At 44.8% G+C, this 22,035-nt stretch carries 24 protein-coding genes; 12 read left to right on the top strand and 12 right to left on the bottom strand.

Features of this window, described 5'->3' with window-relative positions; translation table 11 throughout:
- The first annotated feature begins 122 nt into the window (after positions 1 to 122).
- Positions 123 to 857: a DUF6198 family protein gene (locus GB992_RS09525; RefSeq protein ID WP_431188836.1), complete on the top strand. Its 735-nt coding sequence runs from the start codon at positions 123 to 125 to the stop codon at positions 855 to 857.
- A 56-nt stretch (positions 858 to 913) separates the two neighbouring features.
- On the opposite strand, the gene GB992_RS09520 is transcribed toward GB992_RS09525, so the two are convergent.
- Genes GB992_RS09520 through GB992_RS09510 form a run of 3 tightly spaced genes read right to left on the bottom strand, consistent with a single transcriptional unit; the run spans position 914 to position 2,244 of the window.
- On the bottom strand, positions 914 to 1,285 hold the full coding sequence (locus tag GB992_RS09520) for a DUF1304 domain-containing protein (protein ID WP_161002239.1): 372 nt from the start codon (positions 1,283 to 1,285) through the stop codon (positions 914 to 916).
- An 11-nt stretch (positions 1,286 to 1,296) separates the two neighbouring features.
- Complete coding sequence (locus GB992_RS09515) at positions 1,297 to 1,674, bottom strand: zinc-binding dehydrogenase (protein ID WP_347877387.1); 378 nt, start codon at positions 1,672 to 1,674, stop codon at positions 1,297 to 1,299.
- 3 nt (positions 1,675 to 1,677) lie between these two features.
- Entirely contained in the window at positions 1,678 to 2,244 is a 567-nt protein-coding gene (locus tag GB992_RS09510; RefSeq protein ID WP_161002237.1) for an NADP-dependent oxidoreductase, read from the bottom strand.
- A 159-nt stretch (positions 2,245 to 2,403) separates the two neighbouring features.
- Between GB992_RS09510 and GB992_RS09505 the strand changes: the two genes are divergently transcribed.
- Positions 2,404 to 2,868 carry an ASCH domain-containing protein gene (locus GB992_RS09505; RefSeq protein ID WP_161002236.1) on the top strand — a complete coding sequence of 155 codons (465 nt, stop codon included), beginning with the start codon at positions 2,404 to 2,406 and terminating at the stop codon, positions 2,866 to 2,868.
- 91 nt (positions 2,869 to 2,959) lie between these two features.
- On the opposite strand, the gene GB992_RS09500 is transcribed toward GB992_RS09505, so the two are convergent.
- Positions 2,960 to 3,811, bottom strand: coding sequence for a class I SAM-dependent methyltransferase (locus GB992_RS09500; protein ID WP_161002235.1), 852 nt, complete (start codon positions 3,809 to 3,811; stop codon positions 2,960 to 2,962).
- A gap of 816 nt (positions 3,812 to 4,627) precedes the next feature.
- Here GB992_RS09500 and GB992_RS09495 point away from each other — a divergent pair.
- Together GB992_RS09495 and GB992_RS09490 are read left to right on the top strand one after the other, a co-directional pair.
- Positions 4,628 to 5,821 (top strand): CynX/NimT family MFS transporter, encoded by a 1,194-nt coding sequence (locus tag GB992_RS09495; RefSeq protein ID WP_161002234.1) that lies wholly within the window; start codon positions 4,628 to 4,630, stop codon positions 5,819 to 5,821.
- Positions 5,822 to 5,965: 144 nt separating this feature from the next.
- Positions 5,966 to 6,778: a Cof-type HAD-IIB family hydrolase gene (locus GB992_RS09490; RefSeq protein WP_161002233.1), complete on the top strand. Its 813-nt coding sequence runs from the start codon at positions 5,966 to 5,968 to the stop codon at positions 6,776 to 6,778.
- 27 nt (positions 6,779 to 6,805) lie between these two features.
- Here GB992_RS09490 and GB992_RS09485 read toward each other — a convergent pair whose 3' ends face one another.
- Entirely contained in the window at positions 6,806 to 7,399 is a 594-nt protein-coding gene (locus GB992_RS09485; protein WP_161002232.1) for a hypothetical protein, read from the bottom strand.
- A gap of 154 nt (positions 7,400 to 7,553) precedes the next feature.
- Between GB992_RS09485 and GB992_RS09480 the strand changes: the two genes are divergently transcribed.
- On the top strand, positions 7,554 to 8,120 hold the full coding sequence (locus GB992_RS09480; protein ID WP_161002231.1) for a GNAT family N-acetyltransferase: 567 nt from the start codon (positions 7,554 to 7,556) through the stop codon (positions 8,118 to 8,120).
- Positions 8,121 to 8,123: 3 nt separating this feature from the next.
- On the opposite strand, the gene GB992_RS09475 is transcribed toward GB992_RS09480, so the two are convergent.
- Complete coding sequence (locus GB992_RS09475) at positions 8,124 to 8,468, bottom strand: hypothetical protein (protein WP_161002230.1); 345 nt, start codon at positions 8,466 to 8,468, stop codon at positions 8,124 to 8,126.
- Positions 8,469 to 8,670: 202 nt separating this feature from the next.
- Between GB992_RS09475 and GB992_RS09470 the strand changes: the two genes are divergently transcribed.
- Positions 8,671 to 9,954 carry an ABC transporter substrate-binding protein gene (locus GB992_RS09470; protein WP_161002229.1) on the top strand — a complete coding sequence of 428 codons (1,284 nt, stop codon included), beginning with the start codon at positions 8,671 to 8,673 and terminating at the stop codon, positions 9,952 to 9,954.
- Positions 9,955 to 10,097: 143 nt separating this feature from the next.
- Here the strand turns inward: GB992_RS09470 and GB992_RS09465 are convergent, their stop codons facing one another.
- From GB992_RS09465 to GB992_RS09455, 3 genes are all read right to left on the bottom strand, one after another.
- Entirely contained in the window at positions 10,098 to 10,403 is a 306-nt protein-coding gene (locus tag GB992_RS09465) for an HU family DNA-binding protein (RefSeq protein WP_161002228.1), read from the bottom strand.
- A 39-nt stretch (positions 10,404 to 10,442) separates the two neighbouring features.
- Positions 10,443 to 11,339, bottom strand: a complete 897-nt coding sequence (locus GB992_RS09460; protein ID WP_161002227.1) for a cation diffusion facilitator family transporter — start codon at positions 11,337 to 11,339, stop codon at positions 10,443 to 10,445.
- A gap of 171 nt (positions 11,340 to 11,510) precedes the next feature.
- A complete protein-coding gene (locus GB992_RS09455; protein ID WP_161002226.1) occupies positions 11,511 to 11,870 on the bottom strand; it encodes a hypothetical protein in 360 nt (119 codons plus the stop codon).
- 126 nt (positions 11,871 to 11,996) lie between these two features.
- Here GB992_RS09455 and GB992_RS09450 point away from each other — a divergent pair, with 126 nt between their 5' ends.
- The gene (locus GB992_RS09450; protein WP_161002225.1) at positions 11,997 to 13,586 is read left to right on the top strand and encodes an Nramp family divalent metal transporter; all 1,590 of its coding nucleotides are present in this window, start codon (positions 11,997 to 11,999) and stop codon (positions 13,584 to 13,586) included.
- A gap of 36 nt (positions 13,587 to 13,622) precedes the next feature.
- Entirely contained in the window at positions 13,623 to 14,066 is a 444-nt protein-coding gene (locus GB992_RS09445) for a universal stress protein (RefSeq protein WP_017260771.1), read from the top strand.
- A gap of 353 nt (positions 14,067 to 14,419) precedes the next feature.
- Here GB992_RS09445 and GB992_RS09440 read toward each other — a convergent pair whose 3' ends face one another.
- Positions 14,420 to 15,229 (bottom strand): CPBP family intramembrane glutamic endopeptidase, encoded by an 810-nt coding sequence (locus GB992_RS09440; protein ID WP_161002224.1) that lies wholly within the window; start codon positions 15,227 to 15,229, stop codon positions 14,420 to 14,422.
- A gap of 86 nt (positions 15,230 to 15,315) precedes the next feature.
- Here GB992_RS09440 and GB992_RS09435 point away from each other — a divergent pair, with 86 nt between their 5' ends.
- Positions 15,316 to 16,752: an MFS transporter gene (locus tag GB992_RS09435; RefSeq protein ID WP_347877384.1), complete on the top strand. Its 1,437-nt coding sequence runs from the start codon at positions 15,316 to 15,318 to the stop codon at positions 16,750 to 16,752.
- Here GB992_RS09435 and GB992_RS09430 read toward each other — a convergent pair.
- Complete coding sequence (locus GB992_RS09430) at positions 16,744 to 17,391, bottom strand: GyrI-like domain-containing protein (RefSeq protein WP_161002223.1); 648 nt, start codon at positions 17,389 to 17,391, stop codon at positions 16,744 to 16,746. The two genes, GB992_RS09435 and GB992_RS09430, sit on opposite strands and share 9 nt — an antisense overlap.
- A 128-nt stretch (positions 17,392 to 17,519) precedes the next feature.
- Between GB992_RS09430 and GB992_RS09425 the strand changes: the two genes are divergently transcribed.
- Positions 17,520 to 18,155: an NAD(P)-dependent oxidoreductase gene (locus GB992_RS09425; protein WP_161002222.1), complete on the top strand. Its 636-nt coding sequence runs from the start codon at positions 17,520 to 17,522 to the stop codon at positions 18,153 to 18,155.
- Positions 18,156 to 18,373: 218 nt separating this feature from the next.
- Positions 18,374 to 18,964 carry a B3/B4 domain-containing protein gene (locus tag GB992_RS09420; RefSeq protein ID WP_347877383.1) on the top strand — a complete coding sequence of 197 codons (591 nt, stop codon included), beginning with the start codon at positions 18,374 to 18,376 and terminating at the stop codon, positions 18,962 to 18,964.
- A gap of 739 nt (positions 18,965 to 19,703) precedes the next feature.
- On the opposite strand, the gene GB992_RS09415 is transcribed toward GB992_RS09420, so the two are convergent.
- Complete coding sequence (locus tag GB992_RS09415; RefSeq protein WP_347877386.1) at positions 19,704 to 20,462, bottom strand: tyrosine-protein phosphatase; 759 nt, start codon at positions 20,460 to 20,462, stop codon at positions 19,704 to 19,706.
- Positions 20,463 to 20,743: 281 nt separating this feature from the next.
- Between GB992_RS09415 and rihC the strand changes: the two genes are divergently transcribed.
- Complete coding sequence (rihC, locus tag GB992_RS09410) at positions 20,744 to 21,658, top strand: ribonucleoside hydrolase RihC (RefSeq protein ID WP_161002220.1); 915 nt, start codon at positions 20,744 to 20,746, stop codon at positions 21,656 to 21,658.
- The last annotated feature ends 377 nt before the right edge of the window (positions 21,659 to 22,035 follow it).

Here is a 22,035-nt window from a genome sequence, read left to right as displayed (position 1 = left end):
CAGCTCCTAAAAGATGGGTTTGTGGTAAACACCATTTTAAAGGAAGCTGATCTTTTTTGTCCGAACAGCGTTCGGATTAATTTTACAATCTATCATATACTTTGTGAAAAGAGGACAGTTCCGTGCACATGAAAGATGCCAAACAGCGTTTTACCTGGCTCATCATTTCAATTATTTTGAACTCCGCCTTTAATGCACTCACGATTTCCACCAATATGGGAAGCGCAGTGTGGACAGCATCCGCCGTTAACCTCACCCATTGGTTATTGCATACGACGAGCCCGGCTGTGGCCAGTCAGGGACTGGGCATTGTTCTCACCGGTTACGGTGTGGTCATTGCCTTTCTGGACCAATTGCTCATCGGCCATTTCGACTGGGGCCGACTCATTCGTAACATCTTATATATCGTCCCGTTTAGCTATTTAATTCAGTTTATTGTGCCATTCTGGTCGGACGTGCTTGGCATCAAATACTTGCACGGCGATTTCAGTCACCCATGGGAACTTGCGGCACTAGTTGTTATTGATGTCATTGGCTTGTTTGGTGTTGGTGCCGCCGTTTCCCTCTATCAACGGGCAAACATCATCATGCATCCAAACGATGACTTATCCTACATCATTCGTTTCCGCTATTTACGGGGTCTCGCAACGGCTTCACAAATGTTGAGTTATATTCCGCCAGTAATTATCATGATTATTTGTCTCTTCACGAACCACTTCCAGTTATGGGCGGTCAACTTCGGTACCGTCTGGGCCTTCCTCACGCAGGGGTGGGTTCAAGGTTGGTCTGACAAACATTTCATTCCATCATTAAAACATCACTTCACAACGCGAGTAGTTACAGAAAACAATAAATAAACAACAAAGCAGGTGAGCTTTTCCAATATTGGAAGCTCACCTGCTTTTATTATTGTCTACAGAAAAAGTAGCACACAAAGAACTGCAAACAGTGCTGGCAGTCCTTGAACGACAAAGATGCGCCGACTCACTGTAACCGCGCCGACAATCGCAGCAACAACGACGAAGCCTGTAAAGAGAATCAATACGGATCGCATCTCCATTGTTGGCAACGCAAACAGGCTCCATAAAATTCCGACACCAACAAAACCGTTGTAGATGCCCATATTTTTGAAAATTGCCTTAACCTGTGGTTGCTCCAAAAATGATGAGTCACTGCCAAACGTTTGTTGCGCAATACGGCCAGTGGACCAGAACATCTCTAAACACATAATGAATAAATGTTCCAAACCGACTACGGCAACTAATCCCAAAGTGAATGCTAACATTATTTACCAACCTACTTTTCTAATTGTGGATTCCATACGGAGATTACACGTTTTCCGCGTTCATGTCCACTACCAACCACTTTAAGCGCTGCTCTGATGGCGGGTGCTGTGAACGGAATCACCCTTTCAATCAGCGGTTTCACCTGTCGTTTGGCCACCAACGTTAACAATTGACCGAGCACACCGACGTTTGGCTGTAATTGGAAGAATTCTCCAGCAAATGCACCACTTTCTGCAACAAGTAGATCTGGGGCGGCTTCAATCGACACTAAATGCCCACCCTGGCGTACGTAATTCATACTATCAACCAGCACTTTATCGCCCACCGTATCCAAAACTGCATCAACCGGTTGAATCACCTGACGAAAGTCGACTACCTGATAGTCAATTGCTTAGTCAGCCCCTAGCACAATCCCAAACTTTTCATCACGGCGTGGCACTGTGGTGACGACATGCGCACCCAGCACATGGGCAATTTGCACGGCAAAACTCCCAACACCACCAGCACCACCTTGAATTAGAATCGTTTGGTCATTTCGCAGTTTAAGACTGTCAACAATCGCTTCATAAGCAGTTTCTCCAGATGTCGGTAATGTTGCTGCTTGAATTGCACTGACTTGACGAGGACGAACTAATGCCTGGTTTGCCGGCACCACCGTATATTCAGCAACCGTCCCTAACTGCTGTTCAGGTTGGTAGGCAACGACCTCATCCCCCAAACTGAACAACTTCACCCGACTACCCTTGCCAACCACCTTTCCAGCAACATCTCGTCCTAAAATTAACGGGAATGTGTATGCACGATCATGTTGGCCTGTGATCATCTGAAAATCCAATGGATTGAGCGCCGTCGCCTCCACCCGTAATAATAGATCATCAGGTCCAACTTCTGGTATCAACATAGTTTGTTCCTGCAGTGTCGCCACACTTCCTAGACGGTTACTTACCATGGCCTTCATGAAAAACGCTCCTTTCAACGAGAAGCATGTCATTATCAACCCAATTATATGGAATCAACTGATTGAGCCCCAGTGAACTGCCTAGTTTGGCTCCTTCAGGGTTCTTTTTGGTCGGTTGGTTTGTTAATGGGTATAATAAAGGTTAGGAGGTCCTGTCCAATGTCATTAAATGCTGACGAAATTTGGCAACAATTCATCCAAAAACATCCAACCGCTAAAAATACGCCACATCACGCGTGGTCGTTTGGCGGTGGTTCTGAGGCCGCCGATATCGAATCAATGCGGGTTGTTGCCGGTATGAAACAGGCCACGACAACACTAGCGGCCCTATATGCGCATGACAAACAAACTATGCCCATCCCTAATCATGATTATGAAATTTTGTTTGATGGCTCCGTTCATGCAGTGGCCATCCTGCAATATGTCGCCGTGCAACAAATGCCGTTTGACCATGTTACCGCAGAGCACGCATACCTAGAAGACGGCACTTCCCTATCCATCTGGCAAACGTCTCACCGCGCTCGATTAGAAACGCAGGCCGAAGCAATTGGGCAACACTTCACGGATCAAACGCCAGTTGTGGCCTTAACGTTTAAGATGGTCTACCTGCCCACCAGTCTTTAACATAAAATGATTGTATAAAAAAAGAATCATCCGTTTGAGCACTGCCGCAGTAATCGGTAAGTCAAACGAATGATCCTTTTTCTTTTTGATTCTATTGAGCGTCAGTCCGCGTAGCTGTCATTACAAAACTGTCCAACGTTTTCATCTGCGTTAAATCATAAGTCTGCAATGTACGAATTTCGGTTTCCATCAGTTGTTTAAACTTATCGGGCAAGGACATTGCAGTCACAGCTGCTAATCCAGTTTCAGCCGTGTAACTGGCCTCCCAATACCCGTCCTCCATCTTCATCGCATCTTGACTGGCTGTTTGGACGGTATACCCGAGTTCATGGAGCACCTCAACGAGCCATTCCTTTGTCACCAGCGTTCTCACATTAGCGAAACTGTTGGGCGTAAACGCGGCCAGTTGTGTCTCAATCAACACAGCCAATTGATGAGGAACTTGGTTCGCTAATCGCGGCGTAATATCCCATTCAGCAAAGAAAATTTGTTTACACCACGGTGCGACCTTTTGCAAGGTGGTCTGTAACTGTTCAAGGCTGTCGAAATACCACGAAGCGTGCGCAATCACCAGCCCGTCAAAGTAATTGTCAGGATACGTGATGTCGTCCTGCATCACGTCAGTCGCCAAATGCACCTCAAGTTGTTTGCCAAACGATGAATTGGCCAGATGCTGCTGGGCATCACCAATTGTAATCGGCGCCCCATAATCTAGCGGTGCCGGATCATAAGCTACCACGTGCCCATTTTCACCAACGGCTGCACCCAAAACAGCGGTCATGTCGCCTTGTCCACAACCAAGTTCCAACAACTTCATACCTGGTTCAATCTGCCAATCCTCAGCCAAGGCAATTCTGTATGCCGTTTGGTGTTCCTGTACTGGTCGGCCGTTTGGGGCCAGCGCCATCGCGTTAACAATAGTGGTTAAATCTAAGTCATTCATGTGTCCATCTCCAATGCAGTTTTTCTAGTTCGTTTGCACCGGTTTGTTGCTCATATCATCAGGGGCTTTCTCTTATTAATTATTCTAAGCATACTCGTTTTATCATTCTTTACATCATCTTTTGATAAGTTGGCAAACTTGATATGGCGGTTTTTATGACGTCATGTCGTTACGCTGATCAGAAACGCCGTTCCATTGGGACCGGTCTCAGCCTCCTTAAAACCGGAGTCTTCTACCTTGATTATGAGCCGAAGTACACGTCTCATAACTCATCCCGCAACACTAAGCGGCCAAATTCTCGCCGCCAAGTGTTGCCGACACGGAACTTTGTTTCTGGTCAGCTCCACTACTATATAAAAAATTGAGGCTGCGTTTACAAAAAAAGTTTGTCGTTATAATGATACATACTAAAAGCTTGCCACTATGTGAGCTGAAGGGCGTCAACATTGATACCGAACCATGAAGGTGTTGTAAATCCGAATGGTTCTCTCGGATTTACAACACGGACGGTCGCGGAGACTCGGATTTCCACGAGGCTCTGCGGCGAGGTGAAAGACGGCGTGCTTCCGGCTTGAACCGGTCCCACGGCGAGCGTGTCAATGTTGACAACCGCAAGCGTAGTCAAAGCGCAACTTTGCATCATTATGACCACCCAACCAGCTTGTTTGTTGCTGAAATGAACAATCGCGTGTAAACTAAGACGGTCGCATTGTTCGGCCATGCCGCAAACATCATCGTACAGACTGTGCTGTGATCATTTGCTACATAATATAACTAAAACAAAATTTTAATCCTCGCTGAGGAGGTTTTATTTTCATGTCTGACAAAACGAAACAGGCTGTCAAACACAGTAGTTGGTTGTTACTCGGCATTATCTTGCTGGGTTCCAGTTTGCGGATGGTCATCACCGTCATCCCACCAATTCTGGCACCCATTCAACACACGTTGCACTTATCAAGTGGACTGGCCGGTAGTTTAACCACTATTCCACTACTATGTTTTGCGGTTCTGTCCCCGATTGCCCCGCGTGTGTCCGCTAAGGTAGGAACCGAAGTGGCGTTATTGTTTGCACTGATTATTCTGGTCATCGGGAACTGGATGCGGGTTTATTCTGCAACAGCACTGATCATCGGAACTTTGCTTGTCGGTATCGGGGTCGCCTTTCTAAATGTCCTGTTACCAGCTCTGGTTGCAGAAAACTACCCCCACAAAATTGGTGAAATGACGAGTTTATATTCATTTTCCATGACGTTCTTCTCCGCCATTTCGGCCGGCGTTTCTGCGCCGCTAGCTGGCAAGATTGGCTGGCAATTAACCATCCAAATTTTCTCCATCGTGGCCATTATCAACATCATTACGTGGTTGCCAAACTTACGGTACAATCACAAGGCACAACCGGTTGACGAGCAAACAGCGACTGCACCACACGAGTCCGTTTGGAAACAACCCACTGCTTGGATGATGACGATTTTCATGGGTCTGCAATCATTTGTCTTCTACACGCTGATTACGTGGTTGCCAACACTGATGACTGACCGTGGCGTATCAGCCAACACTGCCAGTTTGTTGCTTGGACTATATCAGATTGCGTCACTGCCTGCCGCTTATGCGGTACCAATTATCTCTGCACGCGTTAAAAATCAGTTTACGCTGCTAATGACGATTGGTGCAGGCTTTGTCATCGGAATCGGTGGCCTATTGTTACCAATCCATACGATTTGGTATTTCGCTATCATTTGTATCATCCTAGGATGCGCAACGACGGCATCATTCGCATTAGCCATGACACTGTTCAACCTTAAGACACGTACACCGCAAGAAACGGCTGACCTGTCAGGAATGGCACAGTCTCTGGGCTATCTGATTGCTGCCGTCGGGCCAATCGCTTACGGCACGCTACACGTGATGCTCGGCGGTTGGAATATTCTGATGGCTGTTCTGTTGGTAATCTCAATTTTGACCATTGCAGCAGCCTTGTACGTTAACGGCAAGGAAGACGTGTTCCACTAAAATTTATCTTTAAAAATAACCACGCTGGGCTTTTGCCGAACGTGGTTTTTAATTTCTAAACATTATTTTTCTTATAACTAGTTGGCCTTGATAGCGCTGTCATGATACGCTATGACTACCCTCAGAAAGGTGGTTTGACTCACTATGACTATTAAAATGATCGCAACTGACATCGATGGCACGTTTATCACCAATGACCATGACTTTAATCATATGCATTTCAAACATGTACTAGATCAGCTTGAGCAGCGTCACGTTCGTTTCGTCATTGCGAGCGGCAATCAGCTTAAACATCTAACCGATATGTTTGCCGATTACGACAATATTGCGTTTCTGGCTGAAAACGGCGGTCTTGTCAGTTTAAATGATCAGGTCATTTTTGCGGATACTGTTTCGGCGACTGATCTCAATCAAGCACTCACCATGATTCGCACCGATCCAGTGCTGACCGGCGGTATGGTGATTCTTTCTGGTCGGCATGGTGCTTATGTTGAACGTGATACAAACGCAGAGTTGATGGAGCAGGCCAACTATTTCTACAGTGGTCTCCAGTTGTGTGATCGTTTGACCGACGTTCATGATGACATGTTCAAAATGGACTTGGTGTGGCTGGACGATCAGGCGGGCCAGCGAGCTGAGTATCTCAACCAACACTTGCCGAAAACATTAGCAGCGACAGCAAGTGGCTTTGGTGGCCTAGACATTATTCCCGCTCATATCAACAAACAGGTCGGCCTGCACGCACTTGAAGAGTATTGGCACATCAGCCCCGCCGATGTGATGGCATTTGGTGATAATGATAACGATATCGCGATGTTGGCCCACGCCGGCCACAGTTATGCCATGGCTAACGTGTCAATCAAAGTTCAGCACAGTGCTAAGGCCGTTACCGAATGGACCAACAACGATGACGGTGTGCTACGGACGATTGACATGGTCCTCGGTTTAGCCAACTAACACTAAGCGGCGCTAGCAACTGCAAACTTACTTAAGCGCGCTAAGGTGATTCTGAACGACCTGCACACAGGTGTTGATATACTGTTCTATTTGATCAAATGACAGCATTACTAATTGACGTTTGGGAACCGGTTCGAAATCATCCTGCAAGTCTTTAACCACTTGTACCACATCGCCATCACCAATTTCACGAACGACTGCGAAATCGTGAGCGGAATCCGGCACAGACAACGGCTGCAGTTTGTGGTGACTCGCAATCAAGAGATTGAGCGTATGAAAATCAGCGTAGTAAGCGGCCAATTTTTGATCACGCTGTGTATTTAATTGCGGCCTGATGCATGGATTGAACACGGTGTCTAACCACACCTTGTCTTCTAATAAATGTGCATAATAGCCACGAACAAACATATTCGGTAATAGTTGTCGTTGATATTCTTCGGCAAACGTCTCTGGATGAATCGAGCGCGTTTTCCCATCTTCATTTAAGGTCATGTAGTGAGTCTGCGATTTAAAGTCAAAATTATGTCCGCTCACATCTGGTGCCAAACTACCAATCGAAAAAGCTGTACTTTCAGGTGCTAGTTGTTGTGCTATGGCATAATGCATCATTCTTGAACCCATTTTTTCCGCCACCTTTCTGGTCAATTACATCGTTTCATGGTTAAATTAAACCACTAACCAACACAATGTCACTTTTCCTGTTTTAAATACAGTCTTTTCAAGTGACTTAATTTAGGTCTGATAAATATCAGCCAATCAAAATATTAAGGATATTATGAAAACAGATACGTACCACTATTTCTCACTACCCGCTACCGATAAAGCAGCGATAGCCGAACTCAGTCATCATTACTGGCCCAATGTCGAAGACGCTGACGAAAACGACTTACGTTATTATCTTGAACAACAAATTGTCGTTGTCATGCATGACAAAAATGGGCAATTGGCGGGGTCGCTGAAAATTCCAACAACGTCCGTTACACTCAACGACCAACGCTATCAAGTCAGCGGCCTATCCGAAGTGATGATTGCGCCTCAATATCTCCATAAAGGGTTTGGCACGTCACTTATCATGACTGCCTTTGCCTTAATTCAACACGACGACGCTGATTTTAGCATCTTCACGTGTCCACCAGACTTAGTCCCATTTTATGAACTCGGTGGTTGGACAACATCGCCCCAAACCGTTTTGATTGGCGGCTCATCCAGTAACCCCATCAAAAGCGATAACATTGGCACCGTGTCAATGCTAAGTTGCTTCACGCCTGTCGCACTTGATCACCAAGAGCAAATTGCTAACTCAACCATTGCTCTAAACGTCGGTCCTAATGTGATGTGGTAATCGCTAAAAACGCCGGTGACGAGAAATTCGTCCCTCTTCGCGATCTAAATTACGTTTTTTCAGAAGGTCAGCAGCCAATTGACGATGCTGATCTTCTTTTAGTTGGCTCATTCCCTGACGAATGGCCGCTAAGCGTGTTTGTGCCGCATCACTGAGCCGATCTGTTGGCAACCAGTCAATTAATTCATCCAGCGCTGCTAGACGTGGTGTCACCCTTTCAGCAACTACCGCGTCATAATCCCGCTGTGACCGGCTGTGTTTCTTTAACCGGTTCGTTTCATTCAGCAATGATGTCACACTCAACCATAAACCATCGACGATTTCGCTAATTGCAGCCGACGATAACATATTTTGCCTCCTCGAATTTTACCTTTATTAAATAACTAATATCGTCTTTACATAAACGATACATAATTAACACAAAAAACTGTAGTTAACCTTTACGTTGTTTTGCCAAACTTAAGCCGTATAAAGTCGTTAGCAATACTTTTATTAGCATTTTCCTGTCGTTTCAACTCAGAATCATCACCAACATGGAGGGGTATTTGGGATGAAGAGAAATCATTGGTTAACTTGGTTACTTGCAGTACCGTTGTTAGTTGGATTTGCAACGGTAATCAAACCGCAAACGGCATCTGCCAGCCAAACGAAGAAACGGGTCAACATCACCCTGTGGCATGCCATGACGGGACCGTCAGAAAAGGCGTTAGCAGAGATGGTTACAGATTATAATCACACTCAATCCAAGGTTCATGTCACTGCACTCTATCAAGGAAACTATGGTGATCTCCAGAAAAAAATCATGGCTGCTGGCAAATCGCATACGTTACCTGCTCTTGGGCAATTAGGTTACTCTGCCGTCCCAGATTTGCAAAGTCACCAATTGATCCAACCCATTACTAAATTGGTGAATGGCAAGCAAGGTTTAACTAAGAAAGATTTTGCCGATTTATATCCCACATTCACTAAAAACATGACTTACAAAAAGAGTTACTACACGACTCCGCTCAATAAGTCACCACGGTTGTTATTTTACAACAAAGCACTCCTCAAAAAGTATCATTTAGCTGTCCCCAAAACATGGCAGGACATCGCTAATGACGGAGCTAAAGTTAAACAGGATAATATCACGGCACTAGGCATCGATGCTGGTTTTGACATCGAATTTGCCGGGATTGCTCAAGAATTTGGCAGTCCGATTATCAATAATCGTTTGAAACCACAAATGAACGGCAAAGGACCTAAGGCAGCCAGCGCTTACTTTGTTGATAACATCAAAAAAGGCTACATCAAGCCGGCTGGATCTGACAAATACTATTCCGGCGCATTTACGCAAGGAAAGTCACTCTTTTACATCAGCTCTTCAAGTGCAATTCAGGCCATTCAGACGCATGCTCCAAAGGACTTTAGCTGGGGGACTGCGGAAATGCCCGCTTATAAATCGACTCGTTTATCCGCAGTCGGCGGTGCGGATTTAATGATGTTTAAGGGCCTGTCCACGGCCAAACAAAAAGCCGCTTGGGACTTTATGAAATACTCTATGTCTACGAAGGCCAGCGCGAAATGGTCACAGGCATCTGGTTATGTACCAGTCAGAAAATCGTCAGTTAAGTTGGCCAGTTATAAAGAGTACCTGAAGCAGAATCCAAACCAGCAAACGGCCGTCGATTCTTTGAACATTGGTGTTCAACAACCAACGTTTAAAGGGTACTCCGCTTTCCGCCAAGACTATATCACCGCCATTGATGATATGTTTTCACTGCGTAAGACGCCAAAACAAGTTTTACCAGATCTTCAAAATAAAGCACTAGCTGCACAGAAAAACGGCAACTAACTTGCTTCTCTATAAACAATTTTTTAACTAACATGGAAGTGTTGAACTCCCCGTTCTCGTTAGTCAACTCAAAAAATGTCGCTCCTGATTGTTAAGGAGCGGCATTTTTAAGGTGAACATTCTTCATTACTGACAAAAATTTCTTAGTCGGTAATGCCTTCATGCGAACCGTTCAATATTGCTCGCATACTAGTACCACATCGATACTTGGCAATTCGATGTTCCGGTACCGTTGCCGGCTGACCACTGATGTCACTGATGACACGTGTTTTATTTGTATGAACGACAAATGTGCCAAAACGGCGCAACTCAACATCCCGCCCAGCAGCAAGTTCCTCACCGATGCAGTCAAATAAGGCATCGATCACTTGTTGTGATGTACTTTGTGAGACCTCCGCATGTTTGGCAACCATTTTAACTATTTCTTTTTTTGTTGTTTTCTCTTTCATTATCTTAATACCCCTTAAATTCTAACTGTGGAACAATTGCTATAACATTTCGTGTTTGGCAAACCTAGCGCTGTTTAAACCATGCTTAATTTCAATTTGAACGGTTACGTGACAAATATTGAACCGTTGTTGTAACAACTGTGTTTCTTGAGCAGTAATCCACTCGATGTCTTCAATCGCGTCAGGCTCAATATTCACGTGAGCGGAAAAGATGATATCCTTCTCGTCTTCCATCCATGCGTGAAGATGATGCACATCGACCACTCCTGGCACCTGCGTCATTGCTTCAATAATGGCGTCATAATCCAGTAATGGCGCATTTTGCAGCAAAATTTTGGACGTTTGTTTCACAACACCAAGGGTCTCATAAATAATGTAAAGCGACACGGCAATGGTTAACGCTGCATCAATCCAATAAATGTGAAACGCCATCACCATCAAGGACCCAATAATTACCGCAATTGAGGCCAATGCATCCGCCAACAAATGTAAATACGTGGCCTTAATATTCAAGCTTCCCCGTGAATCTGCATGCATTAACACAGCGGACCCCATATTAAAGCAAAAACTAACCAATGCGGTCCAAAACATGACAGATCCATTGATTGGTTGTTGGTGTAGTAGTCGTTGAATCCCCTCCCATACCAAAACGATGGAAATCAAAATCAGTACAAGGCTGTTGACAAACGCTGTTAAGATTTCAACACGATGATAGCCAAACGTCGCCCGCTCATCTTGGTCGCGCTGTCCAATCCGCTGTGCTGAATAACTCAACACAATGGACAAGGAATCGCCAAAATTGTGAATGGCATCTGTGATCAAAGCCAACGAGCCTGCCAATAAACCGCCAATAATTTCAACAACCGTAATTGAGATGTTGAGCAGCGTTACAAACGCAAATTTGCCACCCGTAAGTGGTCGTTCATGTTCTTCCATAATCATCTGTCTTTCTGTACGTCAAATGCGAAAGAACCAGTTCAAAACGAACTCACATTATTTGTACTAAGTTACACTGATGTAAAAGTTCCACTAAGTTTGTTTGCTTAACCCAGGCTGGTTAAACCTATATAAGCTGACCTACGCAATCAAACTTAATGTTGCTTCTCGTTATCTTCGAAAATAATCCAATCTATGCCCCCAATATGAAAGGCGCGGCGCTTTTATCATCATACCGTCTCCATTTAACATCATCGATTCAGGAACCTGTTGCATAATTGCACCAACCGTATCGCATCGTTTGTGTAATACACGAACTTTATCATGACCAAATTGAGTTAATGTATATATTTTCCTACCCGTAGTTTCGTTCAATAAACGACGCTTTTTCAATAATGAAACCGCTTTTCCAAGTCTATTGTTATCCGTCCCTAAAAATAGTGCTAGGTTCGTCTCACTTGTTTTGTGCCCCGATAGTGCCAAGATATCAACCGCTAGCAAAATTCTGTTTGATAGTAAAATGACTTTCACATCCTTTCATTTAATTTTAGCCATCCCTTAAAAATAATATACCTAATTTTAAATTGAGTGTCCACAAATCTAAAAAAATGTTGTATTATATTCGGGTACCAAAATTATGTGAGGAGGTATTTGCTTTTGGACACAACAAGCAAAAAACCGAAAAAAGAGCATTTGATTCATTATGCTAACGGCCGTTCGCTCGAAGAAATTAACGGTACCGTTAAAGTTCCGATGGGAAAAGGATTCTGGAAAACTCTGCTTGCCTACTCTGGACCTGGTGCATTAGTTGCCGTGGGTTACATGGATCCCGGTAACTGGTCAACTTCTATCACCGGTGGGCAAAACTTCCAGTATCTGCTGATGTCCATTATCTTGATATCAAGTTTAATCGCAATGTTGTTACAAGCCATGGCGGCTAAACTGGGTATCGTGAGTCAAATGGACTTGGCACAAATGATTCGTGCCCGCACTAGTAAGGCACTTGGTATCGTACTTTGGTTAATGACAGAATTTGCCATTATGGCAACGGATATTGCCGAAGTTATTGGTGCCGCAATCGCGTTATATCTTTTATTCCATATTCCATTGGTTATTTCAGTTTTCATTACCGTTTTTGATGTCTTGCTATTATTGTTATTAACTAAAATCGGTTTCCGAAAAATTGAAGCAATCGTTGTCGCATTGATCGTCGTTATCTTCGTCGTCTTTGCTTATCAAGTTGCCTTGTCAAACCCTGACTGGGGTGCTGCTATTGTGGGCTTGATTCCTAGCGCCAAGACCATTTCAAAAGGACCCGTAATTGGTGGTATTTCACCATTGACTGGTTCACTTGGGATTATCGGTGCCACGGTTATGCCACATAACCTATACTTGCACTCAGCCATTTCCCAAACACGTCAACTGGATCACAACGATGAAAACCAAGTTGCACAAACAGTTCGGTTCACCATGTGGGACTCAAACATCCAATTAACAGTTGCTTTCTTCGTTAACGCATTGCTGTTAGTCATGGGTGTTGCCGTATTCAAGAGTGGTGCTGTTAAAGACCCTTCATTCTTCGGTTTGTACCAAGCTTTGAATGACACGTCCACCATGAGTAATGGTGTGCTGGCCAGTGTTGCTCGGACAGGAATCCTGTCCACACTGTTCGCTGTCGCCCTGTTAGCTTCTGGTCAAAACTCAACCATCACTGGTACCTTAACTGGTCAGGTCATCATGGAAGGTTTCATCCACATGAAGATGCCACTATGGATGCGTCGTTTAGTTACCCGACTGATTTCAGTTGTTCCTGTTTTAATCTGTGTTGGTTTGACTAGCGGTCAATCAGCCGTTCACCAACACGAAGCACTAAATGATTTAATGAATAACTCTCAAGTGTTCCTAGCCTTCGCTCTGCCTTTCTCTATGTTGCCATTACTAATGTTTACTAACAGTAAAGTAGAAATGGGCAAACGATTCACCAACCACTGGTACACTCAAGTTGCGGGTTGGGTCGCCGTATTGCTTTTAATTGGGTTAAACATTTACAATATGCCAGCTCAAATTCAAGCATTCTTCCCAGCAAAAGACGTCAACATCGCTAACATTGTCGCTTACATCGTCATCGCTGCCATTGTTGCTTTACTCGTATGGATGGTCATTGATCTCTACCACGGCAACAAACGTTACGAAGCACAACTTGCCGCAGCAGCCGAAGAAAACAATGCCACTGCTGAAGCTAAGTAGTCGATTTCAAATCTAATTTGAGGAGAATGAATAGACATGTCAGAAGATGTAGATAAAGTTTTCAAACGAATTTTAGTCGGGGTCGATGACTCCGCTGACGCCCAACTTGCGTTTAAATACGCCGTTCGTCGCGCTGCTAAAGATGGCGCAACATTGATTATCACTTCCATTTTGGAAAGTGACGATATGAACGTCTATCAGGCACTCACTAAGGACTATGTTCATGGCGAACATGATGAATTAGTCGCCCACGTTCAAGGTTACAAAAAGATTGCCGAAGATGGTGGCGTAGAAAACGTTGAAGTCATCGTTGATGAAGGCGATCCTGGTGAAACAATCGTCAAAAATGTAATTCCTGAGGTCAGCGCTGACCTGCTGATCATTGGTTCGTTATCTAAAAAAGGAATTCGCAAGTACTTTGGTTCTCAAGCCGCTTATATGGCAAAGTACTCACCTATCTCCGTTATGATCCTGCGTTAATTTGAACCATCCCTGCTGTTTAAATGTACGCAAAAAAGGTATCTAAGAAGTCTAATCACTTCTCGGATACCCTTTTTTTAATTTTATTCTGTGTAACGAAAACTTGCTACTATTTAGCTGGAGGGCGTCAACATTGATACCGAACCGTGCAAGTAACGTTAATTCGGTGGTTTCCCGAATTTAGGTTACGGACGGTCGCATAGACTCGGAACTTCACGAGGCTGTGCGGCGAGGTGAAAGACTCCGAACTTTGGAGGCTTGAACCGGTCCCACGGCAAGCGTGTCAATGTTGACAACCGTAAGCGAGATCTAAGCCTCTATTTTTCAGCAAACGTCATCAAACAATGTTGAAGCTAGTTAACCCAAGCTTGATTGGCATGGTGAATCTCAGCCAACTGCGACTTCCGAACCAACCACAATCCAATCAGCAGAACTGGCAAATAATGAACCGCGTCACTGACCAGAGAAATCATCAACTCTTCCCCTGACATCGAGCCGCTAAGAATGTTGGCGTGTTCCGCAAACTCAAGGTAGAACGACGGCAAATCAAACGTTGCATGCATCACCATCGGCCAAAATAATGAACCCGTGCGCAGTGTCACCGCAGAGAAATACACACCTAAACAAATGGCATAACCTATCTGAAGCGTTGTGTTAATTCCGCTTTGACCGAAATTGTCGAAAAAGTGACCGGCATGCATAAGTCCAAAGAGCACACTGCTGACCAAAACGGCATTTACAATGCGATGACGGCCCTTAAAGTTATGCACGAGCTGCCCTAAAATAATGCCCCGAAAGAAACTTTCTTCATAAAAACCGACGAGCAACGACATGACAACTGCTTCAATCCCGGGTACAAATTTTGTATTAACAAAATAACTACCAATAAATACCCCACCATTAATAAAAACAAGGAGTAATCCCAGCCAACAAACATTCCAAAACAGCCCATGCGTTTGCCAACGGTAAGATAACGGCACGTGGAGCCAGTATTTATTCATAGTCACGATGGCGATCACGGCAATCAGCTCGACGCTTAACTCCCACGCCGTCTTATCCATAAACTGACCAAACAATCGTCGAAGGACTATTAAGCCAATCATCATTGCCACTGTAACGCCTGTCAGAATACTAATTGTTTGGCTTACAGACCATTTTTTCATTGCAACACCTCCAAGGACAAATTTCACCTATTTTTTTAGTTCACGTTTACAATACTCTCAATATAGTAATAGTAATGGAGGCGTTTATGATGCAAAAACAAGCCATCAATGCAGCAACCAATAACTGGTGGGTGCTCGTCGCTATTGGCATTTTCGCATTTATGTCCAATTTGGACGCCAGCATCGTTAATATCGCCATCCCCGTTATGGGACATCAATTGAACATTCCTCTAAACCAAGCAGAGTGGGTAGTTTCACTTTACCTCATTTTCATGTGTGCGTTACTACTTTTCTTTGGCCGTCTTGGCGATATGTATGGAAAAGTGCGCATTTTCCGCATTGGTACTGGCGTGTTCGTTCTTGGATCCCTTTTAGCAGCCGTCAGCACGACATTTTGGTTACTACTATTGTCACGCATTGTCCAAGCATTTGGTGGTGCCTTAACCCTTTCCAACACATACGGCATTGTAACTAGTACGTTTGATATCAACCGGCGTGGCCGGGCGATGGGATTTGTTGGCACATTTGTCGCGCTTGGTTCGGTCGCCGGCCCAGCGCTAGGCGGACTCATCTTAGCGACGGGATCCTGGCATGATATTTTCTGGATCAACGTTCCAATCGGCTTAGTTGCCATTATAATCGGTGCTTTTGCACTGCCAAAAACCGAATCACGGCCAGGTGGTGAGATTGACTGGTTTGGCTTGATTAGTTGGTCAATCTTCATTATCGGTCTGTTCGGCGGTGTATTCATCGGCCAACAAGTTGGCTTCACCGCTGCCATACCAATTATTGGTTTTGTCTTGGCACTAATCGCTATCGTGATTTTTCTTCGACGAGAACGGCGCACACCAGCACCCATGATGTCACTGCACATTTTCAGTAACCGGCCGTTTACACTAGGTGTGAGTGCTGCCGTCCTGATTTTCTTGTCAAACTTTTTTAGCGTCGTCCTTATGCCATTTTACCTGGAAAACGCTCGTCGGTTTACACCTGGGCAAGCCGGAATTTTACTGATGGTCTTCCCAATCACGCTGGTTATCGCCGGACCAATTGGCGGTTTTCTGGCGGACAAGCTGTCACAGGCGACTGTTGCCAGCAGTGGGCTTGCCATTATTGCACTGTCGCAATTAGGCTTCGTTTTGCTTTTGAACGGCACTACTCCAATTTGGCAGTACATTGTGATCACAATTATCATGGGATTGGGAACTGGTCTGTTTCAGTCGCCAAACGGTGATATCGTCATGTCAGTTGTCGATAAATCTGAACTTGGCATCGCGGGCAGCATCAATTCGCTAGCCCGTAACTTAGGCATGGTCACGGGCACTGCGGCCGCAACCACGACCTTATTTGGGGCAATGAGTCACTTCATGGGCTATCATGTCACGACTTATTTGCCGGCGCATCCAGACGCATTTTACTACGGCCTTCGCGTCTCATTTGTTGTATCGTTCATCATGATTGTCCTGGCGTTGTTGACCTCACTGCGTTTGTCTCACGTACTACGCGGTCGCGAATTAAAGTAGGTCTTGTAATTGTTGATTCTTGGCAATTTTGACGCGCAATAAGGTTTTCCGTTTGTCTTCGGCCACCCGCCGAAAGTCAGTCAGGTAAATCTCTTTGTGCGCCTTTTCTGTGCGTTCATAACCTTCATTGTGAAGAAAATAGTCGAGTCGCTCAAAATCTTCCTGTTCAGTGTCAAACGAACCAATGTGTAACAACATCCCCACGAGACCTTCAGCAACCGTTGTGAGTTTCATCGCAGCCAACAGTTCAGCGGGCACCTTCTCTTTAACCATCGTTTTTGCTTGTGTTAACACCTGTTCGTCCACGAAGGCTGGTTGTTTGATCATAATCGTATACAGCAATTGCGTTTTATCAATTGTTGGTTGGTTATAGCCCCCTGGCAGCGTCCAGCGTCCCTCAAGTGGATAAACAGTGTAATCAAACGCACCAGGAAAGACAATGTTCTTCTTGGGTGCCATTTTAATGGCGTAACTGATTGCATACAGTGCAGCTACCTTATCGCCAAATGGTGCGGTGTTTGGATCCCCTTGCCCAGTTAAGGTAATAAACGTTTGCGCCGGGATGGTCGTAATTGTTGGTCGTTTCATGGTTGGATAAATGACGCGCTCGGCTTTTCGCCATTCATATTTTTCTGTCATTCTTAGACCCTCCATACAATTCAAGCTTGGATTCTTTGGTAATGTTACGCTACTTTCATTATACTGTTGCTAGAGTGCAGTAGACCATCACGGCCACACAAATTGTAAACGAGGAGTAATTTAAAATTATGAAAATTGGCATTATCGGAGCCACAAACCGAACTGGAAACGTTATCTTACAGGAAGCGCAGTCACGAGACATTGATGTTGAGGTCATCTTGCGTGACCACCGTCGAGTATCTTCAGATGCAGAGGTGTTGGAGATTGAACCTACGTTATTAACCAGTGATGATATTGAAGATTTGGACGTGCTCGTTTGCGCGTTTGGCACAGGTAAATTAAATGATAGTAGTCGTTTATATCCAGCCTTGATCAAACATTTAATTGAAATCACGAAGCAATCCAGCGTTCGGTTGATGGTCGTGGGCAGTTCCAGTTGTTTATACACGGATGCTGAACGCTCACAACGGTTGTTTGACGAGCCAGGATTCCCAGAAGCTGCCAAAAATTCAGCAAATAGTTTAAATGACGTCCTCAAACTTCTGCGGGCTAGCGATGGCGTTGATTGGACTTATATTTCACCAGCAGAAAAATTTGTCTTTCGAGCACCTCGCACCGGTCACTATCAATTGGGAACTGATTTTCGCAGCTATAATGCTGCAGGTTTGTGTGAAGTCAGTTACGCTGATTATGCGATTGCATTCGTCGATGAAATTCAGAATCATCAACATATCAACGAACACATTTCCGTCGTTTCCCGTTAACTTTCAAAAAAGTCCTTTGTCTGTTTCGTTTGCGAAATCACTCGTGCACTGGCCACTCAGCCTGCGTTACAATCTTAGGTGACGCAAAAATTCTGAGGAGGCCATTTTATGTCTAAAGCTTTTGAAATTGAACCCGCATTCTGGAACCTGTTTCCCGATACACGATTGGCATCGCCACGTTGCACAACTTCGACAATCACGGCGAGTTCCCTTAAGCTGTGCTGGATGACGCTAATCAACAAGCACAACAGTTAGTTCCTGAAACACCCATCGCTCAAAACGGTGTGGTTGCCGATTGGCGGGAGGCCTACCGCAAGTTCAAAACGAAAAAAGGGGCGCGTTCATCCATTGAAAACCTGCTCAAACGCGCTCAACAGGGCAAACCAGTTAGCAGCATCAACCCACTAGTTGATCTGTATAACGTGATTTCACTGCGTCATGCTCTCCCCTGTGGTGGTGAAAACATCGATGCCATGGTTGGTGATATCAAACTGACCGTGGCCGATGGTGGTGAACCTTTCCACCCACTAGGTGAAGATGACGAAGAACCTGCGCTGCCAGGCGAAGTGGTGTACAAAGATGACGCTGGTATCATCTGCCGCTGCTGGAACTGGCGCGATGGTGAACGAACCATGCTTACTGAAGACACAAGCAATGCCTTTTTATGCTTAGAATGTGTCAATCCAGAACGAAAAGACGCATTGGAAGCAGCGTTGGCTGACTTAAAAGAGTTGACCAAAGCCTACCTCAATGCCGATGCTGAAACCAGTATTCTAACAATCGATCAACCACGAGTAGTCATTGACTAACGTTTTTGTTGACCAACAACACATATCATTTTTGATTCAAATAAAGCAGGACTGTGGGTGCGATAAGCATCTGCGGTCCTGCTTTATTTGAATAAATATTTTAATTCCAATCAAAGTTGAACAATGCCCTGCGGTTGTTGACATTGACACACTCACCGTGGGACCGGTTCAAGCCCGAAGATCACGGTCTTTCACCTCGCCGCACAGCCTCGTGAAGTTCCGAGTCTATGCGACCGTCCGTGTTGTTAATCCGAAAGAACCATTCGGATTAACAACACCTTCACGGCTCAGTATCAATGTCGACGCCCTACAACTTGCTAAAGTGACCAATTTTGTGTAAACGGTAGATTGCAAATTTAATCCGAATTTTTGGACAAATTTGTCAGCATGATCTGATAAGGTGTTTGCCAGTCAAGTATTTTAAGTGGTCTCTGATTAATTAGATCAGCTCCTAAAAGATGGGTTTGTGGTAAACACCATTTTAAAGGAAGCTGATCTTTTTTGTCCGAACAGCGTTCGGATTAATTTTACAATCTATCAAACATCATTCAACGCTTACATTTGTTAGATATCTAAACACAATTTTATGCTTCCACCTATACACAGCCAAACCTGCTGAAATCTACGCTAACAGCTTTTTTAACTGAATGCTTTTTAAATTTGGAGCAATTAGGGAGCAATTAGATGGTTCGTTTTATCTTCAAATTAAAAAAGACGGCTTCAATGCCGTCCTCACCACTTATTTCAAATACAGTTGTTTTAGCATATCAATTTTATCTGGCGTCAGTCCGATCTTATCAGTTAGGTAATGTTTCATGTCACCCGACTGAGTCTTGACTTCTTCCATGGCAGCGTCGAAGTAATCTTCGCTAACGGTCCACAAGGCAGTCACGTTATCCTTTACCGCCTGTGATGCCCCTTCGTCTTCCAAACGTTGCTGATTTTCTGCAAGCATTGCTTTTGAGGCCAACCGAGTCAGCAAATAATCTTCTAGAATCGTTTGCTGAGGAACGTCTAAGGCAGACAGCAACATAATCGCCCCTAAACCAGTTCGGTCTTTTCCTGCCGTACAGTGAAACAGAACGGCGCCACTTTGATTGGCTAATAAGTAATCAAAGAACATGCGGTAGGCATTTTGTGAGAAGTCGTCAGCAACCATCTCATGGTACGTTTGGACCATTTGACGATGACCGTACCCCGGTTCACTCAAGTCATCGCGTAATTCTTCACGCGAGGCGGAACTACGCGTATCATCAACAGCCAAGATTGGCGTATGGTAATCCTTGGCGCCGCCGGGAACACGATCCGGTGCGCTAAGCAATTCTTTGTTCGTTCGAAAATCAAGAATGGTGTGAACACCATAGTCAGAGAGTACTTGAAGATCCGCTCGATCAAGTGTGTTTAACTTAGCTGACCGAACAACGCGCTGCCAAGCAGTCGTGCGACCATCATTTGTCTGATAACCACCCAAGTCCCGAAAGTTGTGCCCATTCTTAATTGGTAATATGCGTTCGATAGTTGCCGCCTCCTAAAGTTTTTGTTTGCTTTACCATTATACCTTTTCGGGTAGAACCTTGTACAACCACAAACGTAGCAACTTTCAATTAAACTGCAACTTAATCAACACATTTGGTCAGCAAGCGTCTCCATTCATTAGAAAATGTTCATAATGTGCGAAAGCGTTTTCTTTTTGATCGATTTTTTAGTATGATGAAAGAGAACCGTCGGTAGCGTCAGTGAGCGTTACGCCACGGAAGAATATACTGGAGGAATCATATTATGACTTACAAAGTAATTATGGACACTGACCCAGGTATTGATGACGCAGCTGCTTTATCAATGGCTTTAAACGACCCACAAATCGACCTACAACTCATCACTGCTGTGGCCGGTAATGTTACGGTTGATAAAACGACGAAAAACGCACTGACCATCGATAACTTCTATGGCAAACACGTTCCTGTTGCAGGTGGTGCCAAAACACCATTGATTAAAGAATTTGAAGATGCCGCCCGCATCCACGGTGCTTCAGGAATGGCCGGATACGACTTCCCTGAACCAACTGACAAAGCAATCGACAAGTCCGCCGTAGAAGCTTTGCACGATGCCATCATGGCTAGCGATGAAAAGATTATCCTTGTGCCAACGGGTTCATACACAAACATTGCGCTATTGTTTATCCAATACCCAGAAGTTAAGGATCACATTGAAAAAATCATCGCCATGGGTGGTTCGTTAGGTCACGGTAACATGACCAGTGCCGCAGAATTCAACGTCTTCACTGACCCACATGCTGCCAAAATCATGTACGATTCTGGTGTGCCAATTGTGATGGTTGGTTTGGACGTTACCATGAAGGCCTTGATTACCGACGAAACATTGGAAACCATCGACAAGTTTGGCCGCGCCGGTCACATGTTGCACGAAATCATCAGTCATGACTTCGATCACAACGAAAACGGGACCGCCGTTCATGATGCCAACACCATCTTCTACCTCTTGCACCCTGAAGCCTACACAACCAAAGATTACTGGGTTGATGTTGTGACAGATGGCCCAGCAAACGGTGAAACGGTTGCTGATGTCCGTGGTGCCTATCACGATGGTAAGACTAACGCCAGTGTCTGTGTCGACGTGGACGCTGCTGCCTTTAACAAGTGGTTCATTGACGAAGTTAAAAATTTTAAAGACTAATTTTAAAGACAGTTACAGTAAAAAGGTCGTCCAATCGGGACGGCCTTTTTTGACTCAACAAACAATGGCTAAAAGTACAATATTATCTGCTATGAGGATGACTAGAAACTTATTTTTATTCCCCTGCTGATAACCTATCGATACTGTCATCACGAAATCACTAAGTGAGCTGAAGGGCGTCAATATTGATACCGAGCCGTGAAGGTGTTGTTAATCCGAGAGAACCATTCGGATTTACAACACGGACGGTCGTAAAGACCCGGGTTTCCACGGGGTTTTGCGGCGAGGTGAGAAACTCCGGTCCTCAGGAGAGTCGAACCGGTCCCACGGCGAGCGTGTCAATATTGACAACCGTAAGCGGCATTTAGATCCACATC

It is taken from the genome of Furfurilactobacillus milii, from assembly GCF_009863985.1.
Lineage (GTDB): Bacteria > Bacillota > Bacilli > Lactobacillales > Lactobacillaceae > Furfurilactobacillus > Furfurilactobacillus milii_A.
Note: the sequence above shows the minus strand (reverse complement) of the source record. Positions and strands in the feature narration are given on the sequence as shown.